The sequence below is a fragment of the Pseudomonas sp. 1L-C-7-B-C1 genome (assembly GCF_057291635.1).
On the sequence record NZ_JBXAWH010000009.1, the window covers coordinates 262,820 to 279,042 of the forward strand.

The 16,223-nt window shown below is 61.1% G+C and carries 10 protein-coding genes; 6 read left to right on the forward strand and 4 right to left on the reverse strand.

All coding sequences use genetic code 11. The features are described from left to right. Nucleotides 1-65 precede the first annotated feature (65 nt). The 5 genes from dnaB to AC0Z8Z_RS15905 all read left to right on the forward strand — a co-directional run bounded on the left by dnaB (nt 66) and on the right by AC0Z8Z_RS15905 (nt 11,006). On the forward strand, nt 66-1,463 hold the full coding sequence (gene dnaB, locus AC0Z8Z_RS15885; RefSeq protein ID WP_065987793.1) for a replicative DNA helicase: 1,398 nt from the start codon (nt 66-68) through the stop codon (nt 1,461-1,463). A gap of 168 nt (nt 1,464-1,631) precedes the next feature. Next, entirely contained in the window at nt 1,632-3,932 is a 2,301-nt protein-coding gene (locus tag AC0Z8Z_RS15890; protein WP_122533811.1) for a YgiQ family radical SAM protein, read from the forward strand. Nucleotides 3,933-4,176: 244 nt separating this feature from the next. Then, nucleotides 4,177-7,470, forward strand: coding sequence for a transglutaminase family protein (locus tag AC0Z8Z_RS15895; protein WP_485619729.1), 3,294 nt, complete (start codon nt 4,177-4,179; stop codon nt 7,468-7,470). A 138-nt stretch (nt 7,471-7,608) separates the two neighbouring features. Beyond that, complete coding sequence (locus AC0Z8Z_RS15900) at nt 7,609-10,110, forward strand: circularly permuted type 2 ATP-grasp protein (protein ID WP_485619730.1); 2,502 nt, start codon at nt 7,609-7,611, stop codon at nt 10,108-10,110. Next, on the forward strand, nt 10,110-11,006 hold the full coding sequence (locus tag AC0Z8Z_RS15905; protein WP_485619731.1) for a transglutaminase family protein: 897 nt from the start codon (nt 10,110-10,112) through the stop codon (nt 11,004-11,006). Before AC0Z8Z_RS15900 ends, AC0Z8Z_RS15905 begins: the two co-directional genes overlap by 1 nt. Before the next feature lie 146 nt (nt 11,007-11,152). On the opposite strand, the gene AC0Z8Z_RS15910 is transcribed toward AC0Z8Z_RS15905, so the two are convergent. Then, entirely contained in the window at nt 11,153-11,365 is a 213-nt protein-coding gene (locus tag AC0Z8Z_RS15910) for a hypothetical protein (RefSeq protein ID WP_485619732.1), read from the reverse strand. A 425-nt stretch (nt 11,366-11,790) separates the two neighbouring features. Between AC0Z8Z_RS15910 and azu the strand changes: the two genes are divergently transcribed. Beyond that, entirely contained in the window at nt 11,791-12,237 is a 447-nt protein-coding gene (gene azu / locus AC0Z8Z_RS15915; protein WP_122533806.1) for an azurin, read from the forward strand. On the opposite strand, the gene AC0Z8Z_RS15920 is transcribed toward azu, so the two are convergent. The 3 genes from AC0Z8Z_RS15920 to pncB all read right to left on the reverse strand — a co-directional run bounded on the left by AC0Z8Z_RS15920 (nt 12,238) and on the right by pncB (nt 15,518). Continuing rightward, complete coding sequence (locus AC0Z8Z_RS15920) at nt 12,238-13,266, reverse strand: 2-oxoadipate dioxygenase/decarboxylase family protein (RefSeq protein WP_485619733.1); 1,029 nt, start codon at nt 13,264-13,266, stop codon at nt 12,238-12,240. Between the two features lie 164 nt (nt 13,267-13,430). Next, the gene (nadE, locus tag AC0Z8Z_RS15925; RefSeq protein ID WP_485619734.1) at nt 13,431-14,258 is read right to left on the reverse strand and encodes an ammonia-dependent NAD(+) synthetase; all 828 of its coding nucleotides are present in this window, start codon (nt 14,256-14,258) and stop codon (nt 13,431-13,433) included. A gap of 60 nt (nt 14,259-14,318) precedes the next feature. After that, entirely contained in the window at nt 14,319-15,518 is a 1,200-nt protein-coding gene (pncB, locus tag AC0Z8Z_RS15930) for a nicotinate phosphoribosyltransferase (RefSeq protein ID WP_122533803.1), read from the reverse strand. Between the last annotated feature and the right edge of the window lie 705 nt (nt 15,519-16,223).

The following is a 16,223-nucleotide window of genomic DNA, read 5'->3' on the forward strand; positions in this document are numbered from 1 at the left end:
TTCGCAGGTCGTGCCCTTTGTCATTTCTGAGTATCCTGATTCAACCCCCTGATTTCCGTGTGGCCATGAACGACATCTCCGCTCCCGAGCAATATGACCTGCAAACCGCTGCCCTGAAGGTGCCGCCGCATTCCATCGAGGCCGAACAGGCCGTGCTCGGTGGTCTGATGCTGGACAACAACGCCTGGGAGCGCGTGCTTGATCAGGTGTCGGATGGCGATTTCTATCGTCATGACCACCGTCTGATATTCCGCGCCATTGCCAAGCTGGCGGATCAGAACCAGCCGATCGACGTCGTGACCCTGGCAGAGCAGCTCGACAAGGAGGGCCAGACCTCGCAAGTCGGTGGCCTGGGTTACCTGTCGGAACTCGCGAAGAACATTCCGTCTGTCGCGAACATCAAGGCCTATGCCCAGATCGTTCGTCAGCGCGCGACGCTGCGCCAATTGATCGGCATCAGTACCGAGATCGCTGACAGTGCGTTCAACCCGGAAGGGCGTACCGCCGAAGAGATTCTCGACGAGGCCGAACGGCAGATCTTCCAGATCGCCGAGGCGCGGCCCAAGACAGGCGGGCCGGTTAGCGTCAACGACCTGCTTACCCGGGCGATTGACCGCATCGATACGCTGTTCAACATCGGCGACGGCATCACCGGTCTTTCCACGGGCTACGCTGATCTTGATGAAAAAACCAGTGGTCTGCAGCAGTCAGACCTGATCATTGTCGCCGGCCGTCCGTCGATGGGTAAGACCACCTTCGCGATGAATCTCGTGGAAAACGCGGTGCTGCGCAGCGACAAAGTGGTGCTGGTCTACTCGCTGGAGATGCCAGGCGAATCGCTGATCATGCGTATGCTGTCGTCGCTGGGCCGTATCGACCAGACCAAGGTGCGTTCCGGTCAGCTCGATGACGATGACTGGCCGCGCCTCACATCGGCGGTCAATCTGCTCAACGATCGCAAGCTGTTCATCGACGACACGGCCGGCATCAGCCCGTCGGAGATGCGAGCGCGTACGCGGCGCCTGGTCCGCGAGCACGGCGATATCGGCCTGATCATGATCGACTACCTGCAATTGATGCAGATTCCTGGCTCCAGTGGCGATAACCGGACGAACGAGATTTCCGAAATCTCCCGTTCCCTGAAAGCGCTCGCCAAGGAATTCAATTGCCCGGTGGTTGCGCTTTCTCAGCTCAACCGCTCCCTCGAGCAACGTCCCAATAAGCGCCCGGTGAACTCCGACTTGCGGGAATCCGGAGCGATCGAGCAGGACGCCGACGTCATCATGTTCGTGTACCGGGATGAGGTGTATCACCCCGAGACCGAACACAAGGGCATCGCTGAAATCATCATCGGCAAGCAGCGTAACGGCCCGATCGGGTTTATCCGGCTGGCGTTTATCGGCAAATACACCCGCTTCGAGAACCTCGCGCCGGGCAGTTACAACTTTGATGATGATGAATAAGTAGGGCTCTGGACCGGGACTTTGATGCCGGAAGGGCACCAGAGTCCAGAGTCATGCCGATCACTTATCCGACTACTGTCGTCGGACTTGATCAAAATTTGTGCTATTCTCCGCGCCCGCGAATTTCCAAGCGAAAATCGCCCCCAGACACGAACACTGGTCATCGATATGCAAGCAGCCAAGCCGTTATTTGACTATCCGAAGTACTGGGCCGAATGTTTCGGCCCAGCGCCTTTCCTGCCAATGAGCCGGGAAGAAATGGATCAGCTTGGCTGGGATTCCTGCGACATCATTATTGTCACGGGTGATGCCTACGTCGATCACCCTTCTTTTGGCATGGCGATCATCGGCCGGCTGCTGGAGTCCCAAGGCTTCCGCGTCGGGATCATTGCGCAGCCCGACTGGAAGTCAAAAGACGACTTCATGAAGCTCGGCGAGCCGAACCTGTTCTTCGGCGTCGCGGCCGGCAACATGGATTCGATGATCAACCGCTACACCGCCGACAAAAAGATCCGCTCCGATGACGCCTACACCCCAGGCGGCATGGCGGGCAAGCGTCCAGACCGTGCGAGTCTGGTCTACAGCCAGCGCTGCAAGGAAGCCTACAAGAACGTGCCGATCGTTCTGGGTGGCATCGAAGCATCGCTGCGCCGCATCGCTCACTATGACTACTGGCAGGACAAGGTTCGCAACTCGATCCTGATCGACGCCTGCGCTGACATCCTGCTGTACGGCAACGCCGAGCGGGCTATCGTCGAAGTGGCGACTCGCCTGTCCTATGGCGAAACGATCGAAAGCATCACCGACGTGCGCGGCACGGCATTCATTCGTCGTGATACGCCGGAGGGCTGGTACGAAGTCGACTCAACGCGCATTGACCGTCCAGGCAAGATCGACAAGATCATCAACCCGTACGTGAACACTCAAGACACCCAGGCCTGTGCCATTGAGCAGGAAAAGGGTGACGTCGAGGATCCGAACGAAGCGAAGGTCGTGCAGATCCTGGCGAGCCCTCGCATGACCCGCGACAAGACGGTCATACGTCTGCCGTCGATGGAGAAAGTGCGCGGCGACGCGGTGCTCTATGCCCACGCCAACCGCGTATTGCACCTGGAAACCAACCCGGGCAACGCCCGCGCGCTGGTCCAGAAGCATGGCGAGGTGGACGTCTGGTTCAATCCGCCGCCCATTCCGATGACCACCGAAGAAATGGACTACGTGTTCGGCATGCCATACGCGCGCATTCCGCACCCGGTGTACGGCAAGGAGAAGATTCCGGCCTACGACATGATCCGTTTCTCGGTGAACATCATGCGCGGCTGCTTCGGCGGCTGCACGTTCTGCTCCATCACCGAGCATGAAGGCCGGATCATTCAGAACCGTTCCCATGATTCGATCATCCGCGAGATCGAAGAAATCCGTGACAAGGTCCCCGGCTTCACCGGCGTGATCTCCGACCTTGGCGGTCCGACGGCGAACATGTATCGCATCGCCTGCAAGAGCCCGGAAATCGAGTCCGCGTGCCGTAAGCCGTCCTGCGTGTTCCCGGGAATCTGCCCGAACCTGAACACCGATCACTCGGCATTGATTCAGCTGTACCGCAGCGCCCGTGAACTGCCCGGCGTGAAGAAGATTCTGATCGCGTCCGGTCTGCGTTACGACCTGGCGGTGGAATCGCCCGAGTACGTCAAGGAACTGGTGACCCACCACGTCGGCGGTTACCTGAAGATTGCGCCTGAGCACACCGAAGAAGGTCCGCTCAACCAGATGATGAAACCGGGCATTGGCAGCTACGACAAGTTCAAGCGCATGTTCGAGAAGTACTCCAAGGAAGCGGGCAAAGAGCAGTACCTGATTCCTTACTTCATCGCGGCTCACCCGGGCACGACCGACGAAGACATGATGAACCTCGCGCTGTGGCTCAAGGGCAACGGCTTCCGCGCGGATCAGGTACAGGCGTTCTACCCGTCACCGATGGCCAGTGCGACGGCCATGTATCACTCTGGCAAGAACCCGCTGCGCAAGGTCACGTACAAGAGCGATTCGGTCACCATCGTCAAGAGCGAAGAGCAACGCCGTCTGCACAAGGCGTTCCTGCGCTATCACGATCCGAAGGGCTGGCCGATGCTGCGTGAGGCACTGGAGCGTATGGGCCGTGCCGATCTGATCGGGCCGGGCAAGCATCAGCTGATCCCGCTGCATCAGCCGGAAACCGACACCTATCAGAGCGCGCGCCGCAAGAACTCGACGCCGGCTGGTAGCCACAAGGTTGCCAGGACCACCAAGATCCTGACGCAGCACACCGGCTTGCCTCAGCGCGCAAGCGACGGCAGCAAGCCTTGGGACAAGCGCGAAGAGGCTAAGGCTGCGGCGGCTGCTCGTAACAAGCAGGCAGCCAAGGATCGTTCGGATGCCGCCAAACCCGGCAAAGGCAAGAAGCCTTCGCGCCAGCCGGTTTTCCCACGGTAAGGTCCCGCGCTAGGCGATACCGAACAACAAAACGCCAGCTTTCGAGCTGGCGTTTTGCATTCTAGTGCAAATAACCCCACCCGCCTCATTTCCGTGCGACCCTTGCACCATTCGTTGAAGCGGGCGCGATTTTGGTGCTGTGCTTGGCTGAACATGCTACCTCCAGGCCGGAGGCGCCTGATTTGCCGGGGTGGCATAAGTCTTGCGCAGCTCCGTTACCGTCCAGGCTCGCAGGAGGCACGCCGTGTCGATTCACATTGCCTTGCACCACGTCACGCATTACCGCTACGAACGCGCGGTAGAGCTGGGGCCGCAAATCGTCCGCTTGCGCCCGGCGGCTCATAGCCGTACGCGGGTATTGTCGTATTCGCTGAAAGTCCTTCCTGAAAACCACTTCATCAACTGGCAGCAGGACCCGCAGGGTAATTATCTGGCGCGGTTGGTGTTCCCGGAAAAGACCAGCGAGCTGCGCATCGAAGTGGACCTGGTCGCCGAAATGGCAGTGTTCAATCCCTTCGACTTCTTCCTTGAGCCCTACGCCGAGAAGATCCCGTTCACCTATGCCCGCGAAGAGCATCACGAGCTGCAGCCCTATCTGGAAAAGCTGCCGCTGACCCCAAGGTTTCAGGCGTACCTGGACAGCATCGACCGCACGCCGATTCCGGCGATCGACTTTTTGGTCGGCCTTAATCAGCGTCTGGCCAACGATATCGGTTACCTGATCCGCATGGAACCGGGCATTCAGACGCCTGAATACACCCTCGAAAACGCTTCTGGTTCCTGCCGTGATTCGGCGTGGCTGCTCGTGCAGTTGCTGCGTCATCTGGGGCTGGCTGCGCGGTTTGTGTCCGGGTATTTGATTCAGCTCAAGGCTGATGTCAAAGCGCTGGATGGACCCTCCGGCACCGACGTCGATTTCACTGACTTGCACGCCTGGTGTGAGGTGTATCTGCCCGGTGCCGGCTGGGTGGGCCTTGACGCGACGTCCGGCCTGTTTGCCGGTGAGGGTCACATTCCGCTGGCCTGCAGTCCCGAACCATCTTCAGCGGCGCCCATCAGTGGCATGGTCGAGCCCTGCAACACCGAGTTCACCCACGAGATGTCGGTGCAGCGCATCTGGGAGGCGCCGCGCGTCACCAAGCCGTATACCGAAGAGCAGTGGCAGGATATTCAGGCGCTGGGACGTCAGATCGATAACGATCTGGTCGCCCACGACGTACGCCTGACCATGGGCGGCGAGCCCACGTTTGTCTCCATCGACGACCGTGACGGCGATGAATGGAACACCGCCGCGCTGGGCCCGAAGAAGCGTCTGCTCTCCGCCGAGTTGTACCAGCGCATGCGCAACCATTACGCGCCCCAGGGCATCGTTCATTTCGGTCAGGGCAAGTGGTACCCCGGCGAGCAACTGCCGCGCTGGTCACTGAACTGCTTCTGGCGCCGAGATGGGCAGCCCGTGTGGCGCAACAATGCGCTGGTCGCTGACGAGACCCGGGACTACGGCGCCGACAGCGAGATGGCGGGCAGTTTCCTGCGCAGCGTCGCCGAGCGGCTGAAGCTGCCGGCGCGTTACGTTTTCCCGGCCTACGAAGACCGTTTCTATTACCTGTGGCGTGAGGGCGCGCTGCCCAAAAACGTCAGCGCCGACGCTTCGCGCCTTGAGGACCCCCTCGAACGTGCGCGCCTGCGCAACGTGTTTTCCCAAGGGCTGGACACCATCATTGGCCACGTTCTGCCACTGGCGCGAACCGCTGCCGACGATCAATGGCAGAGTGGTCGCTGGTACCTGCGCGACGAGCATTGCCGCCTGGTGCCCGGAGATTCTGCCCTCGGCTATCGCTTGCCGCTGGCCTCGCAGCCGTGGGTCAAAGCGGCCGAGTACCCCTACATCCATCCGACCGACCACAACCAGGCATTTGCCGAGTTGCCCGACCGAGACGAGGTTGAGTCGCGACTGGACAGCCTGGCAGAGCAGGGCGACCCCAGCGTCGACCGCGAACCCGAGATCGACGAGTCCGCCGATTGGCTGACCCGCACCGCATTGAGCGCCGAAGCGCGGGGCGGACGGTTGTATCTGTTCATGCCGCCGCTGCAATCCCTTGAGGCCTACCTGGAACTGGTCGCCGCCATCGAAGCGACGGCTGAAGACATGCGCTGCCCGGTGTTACTGGAAGGATACGAACCGCCGAGCGATCCGCGTCTGGCGAACTTCCGCATCACCCCGGATCCGGGTGTGATCGAAGTGAACGTACAGCCCTCGTCCACCTGGGATGAACTGGTGGAACGCACCGAGTTTCTCTACGAGCAAGCGCGCCTGACCCGACTGACCACCGAGAAATTCATGATCGACGGGCGCCACACCGGCACCGGCGGTGGCAACCATTTTGTCCTCGGTGGCGCGACGCCGGGCGATTCGCCCTTCCTGCGCCGGCCGGATCTGCTGCGCAGCCTGTTGAGCTACTGGCATAACCACCCGTCGCTGTCCTACCTGTTCTCCGGATTGTTCATCGGGCCGACTTCGCAGGCGCCGCGGGTCGACGAAGCGCGTAACGACTCGTTGTACGAGCTGGAAATCGCCTTTTCACAAATGCCCAAGCCGGGCGAAGAATGCGCGCCGTGGCTGGTGGACCGGCTGCTGCGCAACCTGCTGATCGACGTGACCGGCAACACCCACCGCGCAGAATTCTGCATCGACAAACTGTATTCGCCTGACGGTGCTACTGGCCGGTTGGGCCTGCTGGAGCTGCGCGCGTTCGAGATGCCGCCGCACGCCCGGATGAGCCTGGCGCAACAGCTGTTGCTGCGGGCACTGGTCGCGCGTTTCTGGCGCGAGCCTTATGCACCGGCGAAACTGGCGCGCTGGGGCACCGAGCTGCACGACCGCTTCATGCTGCCGCATTTCATCCAGCAGGATTTCGATGACGTCATCGCCGAGCTCAACAGCGCCGGTTATCCCGTACGCGCCGAGTGGTTCGCGGCGCATCTGGAGTTTCGCTTCCCGAAGGTTGGCGACTACGCCGTCAGCGGCATCGAGCTGGAACTGCGTCAAGCGCTGGAGCCGTGGCACGTGCTGGGTGAGGAGGGTGCAGCGGGTGGCGCGGTTCGGTATGTGGACTCGTCGCTTGAGCGCTTGCAGCTGAAGGTCACCGGCCTGCCGCCGCAGCGTTACATGCTCACCTGCAACGGCGTGCCGGTACCCCTGCGACCGACCGGGCGCGTAGGGGAATTCGTCGCAGGGGTACGTTTCCGCGCCTGGCAGCCGACCAATGCCTTGCAGCCGACGATCCCGGTCCATGCGCCGCTGGTCTTCGACATCCTCGACACCTGGATGCAGCGCTCGCTGGGGGGCTGCGAGTACCATGTCGCCCACCCTGGGGGGCGCAATTACGAAACCCTGCCGGTGAACGCCAATGAGGCGGAAAGCCGACGTCTGGCGCGGTTCTTCCGGGTCGGCCACAGCCCCGGCAAACTGCAGGTTCCTGCACTGACCCTCAACGATGAACTGCCGATGACCCTGGATTTACGCCTGCATCGGTAGCCGCGCCGGCGACCTGACGTGAGATCAGGTCGCCGTGCCGCACGTATAAAACGTGGAAAGCGGCGCCTGCGTGTCATGTTGTCTGCGCTAGTCTGAGCGCAGTTGATTCGAGTCCCTTTGTTGTCTGCCGAGCCTTCCATGCCTGACCTGCTTGACCACTATCCGCTCACCCCGGGTACCTACCACGAGATGCTGGATGCCAGCGGCGCCGTTCGGCCCCATTGGCAGCGTTTGTACGAGCATCTCCAGCGCAGCACACCTGCGCAGCTGATCCAGCGTCAGGCGCTGCTCGCCCGGCAGATTCAGGAAAACGGCGTCACCTACAACGTCTACGCCGACCCCAAGGGTGCCGATCGGCCCTGGGAACTGGACATGCTGCCCCATGTGATTCCAATGGAAGAATGGCAGCCATTGGCGGCCGGCATCGCCCAGCGCGCGCGTCTGCTCAATGCCGTGCTGGCCGATCTCTACGGCCCGCAGGAACTGATCGCCGAAGGTCTGCTGCCATCGGAACTGGTGTTCGGCCACAACAATTTTCTCTGGCCATGCCAGGGCGTAAAACCGCCTGAAGGCACTTTTCTGCATGTGTACGCGGTTGACCTGGCGCGCACGCCCGATGGCCGCTGGTGGGTGACCGCCGACCGGACTCAGGCGCCGTCGGGTGCCGGTTATGCGCTGGAAAGCCGTCTGATCGTGTCGCGGGCATTCCCCGAGCTGTACCGGGATCTGCAGGTCCAGCACCTCTCGAATTTCTTTCGGTCGCTGCAGGAAACCCTCGCGCGTCAGGCACCGACCAGCCACGAAGCCCCGTTGGTGGTGTTGCTGACGCCCGGGCGTTTCAACGAGAGCTATTTCGAGCATCTTTATCTGGCCGGTCAGTTGGGCTACCCACTGGTGGAAGGCAGCGACCTGACGGTGCGCGACGCCACGGTGTACCTGAAAACCCTCAGCGGCCTGCGTCGTGTACACGCGATCATGCGCCGTCTGGACGACGACTTCTGCGATCCGCTGGAGCTGCGCACCGATTCGGCGCTGGGCGTGCCGGGCCTGCTGCAAGCCGTGCGTCAGGGCCGGGTGCTGGTCGCCAATGCCCTTGGCAGCGGCGTGCTGGAATCGCCGGGGCTGCTCGGGTTTCTGCCAAAGATCAATGAACACCTGTTTGGCGAAGAGCTGCTGCTGCCGTCGATCGCCACGTGGTGGTGCGGCGAGCCGCCGGTGCTGGCCCAAGCCTTGGAGAAGATGCCGGAGCTGCTGATCAAGCCTGCGTTCCCGTCCCAGAGTTTCGCCCCGGTATTCGGCCGTGACCTCAGCGACGAAGAGCGCAAGGCCCTGGCCGCGCGCATGCAGGCCCGGCCCTATGCCTACGTCGCGCAGGAACTGGCGCAGTTGTCCCACGCGCCGGTCTGGCACGGCGAGGAGCGTCAGCTGCAGCCCCGCGCCATCGGTATGCGCGTGTACGCAGTGGCTACGGCCGATGGCTACCGCGTCCTGCCGGGCGGATTGACCCGTGTGGCCGCCGACGCCGACGCCGACGTGGTGTCGATGCAACGGGGCGGCGCAAGTAAAGACACCTGGATTCTCGGTGAACGCCCACTGGGCAGCGAACCGTGGAAAAACCGCCACTCGCTGGGGGTGCACGACCTGATTCGGCGCGACCCGTATCTGCCGTCGCGTGTGGTGGAAAACCTGTTCTGGTTCGGCCGCTACTGCGAGCGCTGCGACAACAGCGCGCGCCTGCTGCGGATCATGCTCACGCGCTATGTCGACGGCGATGACCCCGTCGCCCTGCAAGCAGCGGTCGAGCTGGCCGAGCGACTTAATCTTCTGCCGCTCCAGGACGAAGAGGAGCCGCGCGAGCTACATGAACGTTTGCTTGAAGCTTTGCTGGGTGACGACTGGCCGTTCAGCCTGCGCTCCAACTTGCAGCGCTTGCAATGGGCGGCGTCCCAGGTGCGCGGCAAGTTGTCCCGCGAGAACTGGCAGGCGCTGGTGGAATTGCAGCGCGAAGCCATGAATCTAGAAACCGAGAGCCCTGATTTCGGCGAGCTGCTGGACTTTCTCAACCGCCTGGTGATGTCACTGGCGGCGCTGTCCGGTTTCGCACTGGACGACATGACTCGCGACGAGGGCTGGCGCTTCTTGATGATCGGGCGGCGCATCGAGCGCTTGCAGTTTCTCTGTACGACGCTGGCAGCATTCCTGCGCAGCGAGGCAGTGTTTCATCAGGACGCCCTGGACGGGCTCCTGGAACTGGGCAACAGCGGCATCACTTACCGCTCGCGTTATCTGGCCCTGCCGCAGCTGATCCCGGTGCTCGACCTGTTGGTGCTGGACGATCAGAACCCCCACGCGGTGTTGTTTCAGCTCAAGCTGGTGGCCCGCTCCGTGAAACGCATGAATGAGGATTTCGGCGTGCCTCAGGACAACGGCTTCACGGCGCTCATTCAGCGGCTGGCGGTGTTCGATCTGGGTTGCCTGGAAGAAGGGCTGTTCGGTGAGAGCAGCGTCAAGGCAGCGCTGGACGGCTTGGCGGATCTGCTGCAGACCATCGGTGACACCAGCGGCCATGTTTCTGACCGGCTTGCGCTGCGTCATTTTGCCCACGTCGACGATGTCAGTCAGCGCACGGTGTCTGTCTGATGAACAGTGCCCATTATCAGATCCTCCACGACACGCACTACAAGTACGACAGCCCGGTTTCCCTCGCCCAGCAGCTTGCGCATTTATGGCCGCGGCGCAGTCCCTGGCAGCGTTGCCTGGAGCAGCACCTGATCATCATCCCGACGCCCACCACGCGTCGCGATGAGCTGGACGTGTTTGGCAATCCGCTGACGCGCCTGGCATTCGAGCGCCCGCACGATGAGCTGCAGGTCAACGCGCGCCTGCGTGTTGAGGTGCTGGAACGGCCGCGGCTGGATTTCAATGTTTCCGCTTCCTGGGATGAGGCGCAGCATCGGCTGACCTACAGCGCGTCCAGAATGGCGCCGGACATCCTTGAGGCCTGTCGCTATCGCTTCGAATCCCCGTACGTTCACTTGAAGCAGACGTTCGTCGAGTTTTCCGCCAGCTGCTTTCCCGCCGGGCGGCCGCTGCTGCTGTGCGCGCAGGCGCTGATGGAGAAGATATTCGAAGAATTCACCTTTGATGGCGAGGCGACTCAAGTGGCCACGCCGCTGCTGGAAGTGCTGGAAACCCGCCGTGGCGTCTGTCAGGACTTCGCTCATCTGATGCTGGCGTGCGTACGCTCGCGCGGTCTGGCGGCGCGGTATGTCAGCGGCTATCTGCTCACCCAGCCGCCGCCAGGGCAGCCGCGGCTGATTGGCGCCGATGCCTCACACGCATGGGTGTCGGTGTTCTGTCCGGTGCTGGGTTGGGTGGATTTCGATCCGACCAACAACGTTCAGCCTGCGCTTGAGCACATCAGTCTGGCGTGGGGGAGGGATTTTTCGGACGTGTCGCCGTTGCGTGGGGTGATTCTGGGAGGCGGGAGCCACGACCCGGAAGTGCGCGTGACGGTAATGCCGATTGTGGGGTAGGTGGGCGTTGCTGTCGACGGGGCTGTGAGCGTACTGGCGATCAGGGGGTGTCAGCCAATGGATGGATCATGGCGAAAATCCCATCGCGAGCAAGCTCACTCCTACAGGTTTCGCGTTCATCCATCCCATTGCGCTGAATCAGACGATCACTCAGCGGGCTTTGCTTCGGCGGAGCCTTCAGCATCGGTAGAGTGTTCGGCTTCGGAAGAGCCTTCGGCGTTTTCGCCGTCTACGGCTGTACCTTCTCCAGCCTCTGCTTCAGCCTTCTCGGCCTGCTTGCGCTGTGCTTTTTCCTCTTTCTTTTGCTCTTTTGCCAGATCACGTTGGCGTTTGGCGAAGGAATAGTTGGGTTTGGCCATGGGCAGTCCTCGAGGCAGACGATAAGTCAGCACATTCTGCCTGAGAATGGTGCAAAACCGGCGTGGTATTTTTCCTCACCCGGTCATCGATGCCGGTCAGTCCCCCGGCATTACAGGTCTCAGCCGTTGGAAACAGCGCGTTGATAGACGCCGTAAGCCTGGCTGACGCGGTCGTAACTACCCGATGCGCCACAGGCGTAAGCGGCAAGCAGGCTGCGGAAAATGCTGGAAAGTTGCATGGGATCGTCCTGAAGGTGGGTGACAGGGCGATCTTATGCAGCCATCTTAGCGCTGACTGTTTGATTGTCTCGATGGCCCTGATAGAGGCCTCGCAGAGATGACCGGCAATAACGGTTGTTGAATTGTTCTAATTCAGGGCTGTCTTTGTATACGAAATCAAAGGCCACCCCACCAGGAGACGCACCATGATTCGCAAGCTTGTCGCTGCATCCGTTCTGACTTTGGCCAGTGGGCACCTGCTGGCGGCCGAATGCTCGGTCGAGGTCGATTCCACCGATCAGATGACGTTCACCACCAAGGCCATTGAAATCGATAAGAGCTGCAAGCAGTTCACCGTCAACCTGAAACACTCCGGCAGCCTGCCGAAGGCCGTCATGGGCCACAACGTGGTCATCAGCAAATACGATGACATGTCGCAGATCGCCACTGACGGCATGAGCGTTGGCATCGATAAGGATTATCTGAAGGACGGTGACACGCGCGTCATTGCCCACACCAAAGTCATCGGCGGAGGCGAGTCGGATTCGGTCACCTTCGACGTCTCCAAACTGGACCCGGCGGAGAAATACGGCTTCTTCTGCTCCTTCCCCGGCCACATCGGCATGATGAAAGGCACTGTCACGCTGAAGTGATCACTGGGCCTGCTTCGAGTCTGTCATCTTGAAGATGCCCTGGGCGTTGCTGCTGTCGAAGTTGAGATCGATCTTGCCGTTGTCAGGGTCGATCTTGCGCTGAATGAATTCGACGAATGAGCCCGGCACCTTGTGCGCCACGACGACACCCTCGGCATTCAGCAGCCCTCGGCTCACCGTGCACGCCTTGTACGCGGTCTGCATGACCCTTCCCGAACCTGACACCTCGATGCTGTCCTTCATCGGCCGCTCGCGCCGATTCTGTTCAGCGACCGTCGCTTCCAGATCCACCACCCGATCGGTCAGGTGATTGAAGCTATTGCCTTCGGTGGCGATCCACGCCATTTCCGCGCTTTCGCTGAGCAACTGGCGATAGTCATCTTCCCGAACAACGCCATGCTGGCGGCCAAACGCGCGATACAGCGCCGGTAGCAGCTGCATGGCTTCCATGAGGCTGCAATGCCGGGTCGTGCGGAGGCGACTCAGAACGCTCAAGTTTTCAGGACTCAACGGGTCGCGGCTCGAACCGACGACACGGCTGACCGCCTCTTGAAACGACTGACTGAGTCGGCCGGGGTGCAATTCGGAAACGAAGAACTGCGCGATGTCTTCCGGCAGGTCCATCTGGCGATAGCCCCAGCCGGTCATATTCAGTTTGGTCAGCGGGTAAGTGCGCACATCGGTGAAGCCCAGCGGCTCCAGCAGGCGCGAGAAGGCCTGACGCCCGCGCGGTAATTCACCGTTGTCTGCCCAATCGACGGTGCGAATGGCGCCATGGTCGAACACCACCTTGCGGCCGCCCTCGAATTGCTCGTCCACATAGCGAAGGCCAGCGGGCACGGCCTCTACCAGCTTGTGGAACAGGCAGAGGTTTAACGCTTCGGCCAGCCAGGCCCGATGGACCGCCTCGTCAGACCAGGAGAAACCACCCAATGCTTGTGGCACCTCGACGCGATGTTCGAGCCACGCCGCAGCGGGCTGGCCAACGGTGGACGCTACGAGGGTGAAGAGGCCTTGGAAAGGAGTCATGGATAGCGGCTCTGGGCGGGGAAGTCAAAGCGCTATGTAAGCCGTGATGACGAGCGCCATCAAGCGAAAAGAAATAACGGGTTCATTCCGTTTTTGAATGCAGCGCGTTTGCCGCCCGATGAATTTTTTATGCAAAACCCATCGGGCGCATTCATTGCTACTCGTTATGGCGCGTACGGCAGATCCCGTTTGTGCTGGGTCTTGCGGTAGGTGCTGACAATAATCTCGGCGGTTTCCTGCTTTACCGGCTCGCCGTGGAGGAAGGCGTCGATCTCGGCGTAGCTGATGCCGTGGGCCGCTTCGTCGGGTTTGCCGGGGACCAGTTCTTCGAGGTCGGCGGTTGGGACTTTCTCGACCAGGTTGTGCGGCGCGCCGAAGCTGCGCGCGATGGCGCGGACCTGGTTCTTCACCAGACCGCTCAACGGCGCCAGGTCGCACGCGCCGTCGCCGAACTTGGTGTAGAACCCCATGACCGCTTCAGCCGCATGGTCGGTGCCGATGACCAGACCGCCTCTTACGCCGGCAATGGCGTACTGCGCGACCATCCGCGCACGGGCCTTGATGTTGCCCTTGACGAAATCCACGGCACTGGCGGCCTGGCCTTCGAAGGCTTTGATCTGATCAACCAGCCCTTTCACCGAGGGCGCGATGTCCACCGTGTGGCGCTCGTCCGGGTTGATGAAATCCACCGATGCCGTGGCTTCATGTTCGTCGTGCTGGATGTGATACGGCAGGCGCACGGCGATGAAGGTGTAAGCATCGTCGCCTGTACTTTCACGCAGCTCGCGGATGGCGCGCTGGGCCATCAAACCCGCTGTCAGCGAATCCACGCCGCCACTGATGCCCAGTACAAGCACTTTCAGGCGGGCGTTATTCAGGCAGTCCTTGATGAATTGCACGCGGCGGCTGACTTCCGCCTGCAGCGCTTCGTCATTGGCGAAAGGCGGTTGGACGTTGAGCTGCCGGGCGATCTCGCGCTGTACGTCTTGCATGGTTGACTCCTTGAGCAAAAAAGGAATGGCATGGAAAAGGGGCGGCGGTCGGTGCTCGACTCAGGATGGCACCTTGAATACGTGGAGCAGGTAGGACACGAACTCCGGGTCCTTGCACTGGGTTTTGCCGGGCTCGTCGGAAATCTTGGCGACGGGCTGGCCGGCGCAGGCGGTCATTTTCAGCACGATGCTCATCGGCTGGATCCCCGGGATGTCGGCGGTCAGGTTGGTGCCGATCCCGAAACTGACGTTGATGCGACCACGCAGCGCGCGGAATATTTCCAGCGCCTTGGGCAGATTCAGGCCATCGGAGAACACCAGCGTCTTGCTCATCGGCTCAATGCCCAGCTTCTGATAGTGCCGGATGCATTTTTCGGCCCACTGCACAGGATCGCCCGAGTCGTGGCGCAGGCCGTCGAAGAGCTTGGCGAAGAACAGGTCGAAGTCGCCGAGGAAGGCATCGGTGGTGATGCAGTCTGTCAGCGCGATACCCAGCAGGCCGCGGTATTCGCGCACCCAGCAATCGAGCGCGGCAATCTGGCTGTCAATCAGGCGCGGGCCAAGTTGCTGATGGGCCATGATCCATTCGTGGGCCATCGTGCCGAGGGGTTTAAGGTCGAATTTGCGCGCCAGGTGCACGTTGCTGGTGCCGACGAACTGGCCGGGGAAATCCTTTTTCAACACCGAAACGACGTCCTCCTGCACCGCGTAGGAGAAGCGCCGGCGCGTGCCGAAGTCAGCCACTTTCAATTCCGCCAGTTCGTCGGCAGTGGCGGTTGCATTCAGCCAGTCGAATTTGCGATACAGCTGGTCGCGGGCCTGGCTGAGCAGGGTTTCGGGGTTGCGATGGCGATTGCGGACTTCGCTGACGATGGCCAGGACAGGCACTTCGAAGAGGATCACGTGCAGCCAAGGGCCTGAAAGGCGGATGCACAGTTCGTCGTTTTCGATGGTGGTCTGGACGTAGCGCAGGTTGAAGCGGAACAGCCCGAGGAAACGCAGGAAGTCGGGCTTCATGAAGTTGATGCGTTCGAGGAAACCGGTCTCCTCGACGCTCAGCGACAGTTCGCAGAGCTGCTCGATCTGATGGCGGATTTCGGTCAGGTACGGCCGGAGATCTTCACCGTTGCGGCAGCGAAACTCCCACTCCACTTCCACGTTGGGGTAGTTGTGCAGCACGGCCTGCATCATGCTCAGCTTATAGAGGTCGGTATCGAGCAGGTTCTGCACGATGCGGTCCGCGAAAGCGCTCTCACTCATTGTGTCGCTCCAGCCAGCAGCGGCCGCCAAGGTGCGGCCCGGGATTCAATTGGGTGTCGCATACAACCTTGCGGTAGCGCTGTGGCGGTACGTCCGGTTTGTTATTGACGATGGCCGACATAATGCCAGTCGTCGTGGAAGAGGGGCAGAAATGTTTCAGCGACTGACCATGTGCATTCCGTTGGAACGGCTGGAACTCCAACTGTAGGGACTGGCCTGAACTCCAATTGTGGGACAGGCTTTAGCCGGTCGGTGGTCACGCCGCAGATGTGATGGTGAGCGTACGGGCCTCTTCCCGGCTGAAGCCGGTCCTACGAACATCGCGTGTACCCAGTGGGGCTGGCTAGACCCCAATCGTGGGATCGCGTGCACTTGTAGGACTGGCTTTAGCTGGGAATGCGTCGGTGGTCACACCGCAGAGTGATGGTGAGCAACCGGGCCTCTTCCCGGCTGAGGCCGGTCCCACTAAAAGTATCGCGTTTATCCAATGGGAGTGTCTGGACCCCAATCCTGGGATCGCGTGCACTTGTAGGACTGGCTTTAGCCGGGAAGGCTTCAGTCGTCACACCGCAGAGTTGATGGTGGGCAAACTGGCCTCTTCCCGGCTGAAGCCGGTCCCACTAAAAGTATCGCGTTTATCCAATGGGAGTGTCTGGACCCCAATCCTGGGATCGCGTGCACTTGTAGGACTGGCTTTAGCCGGGA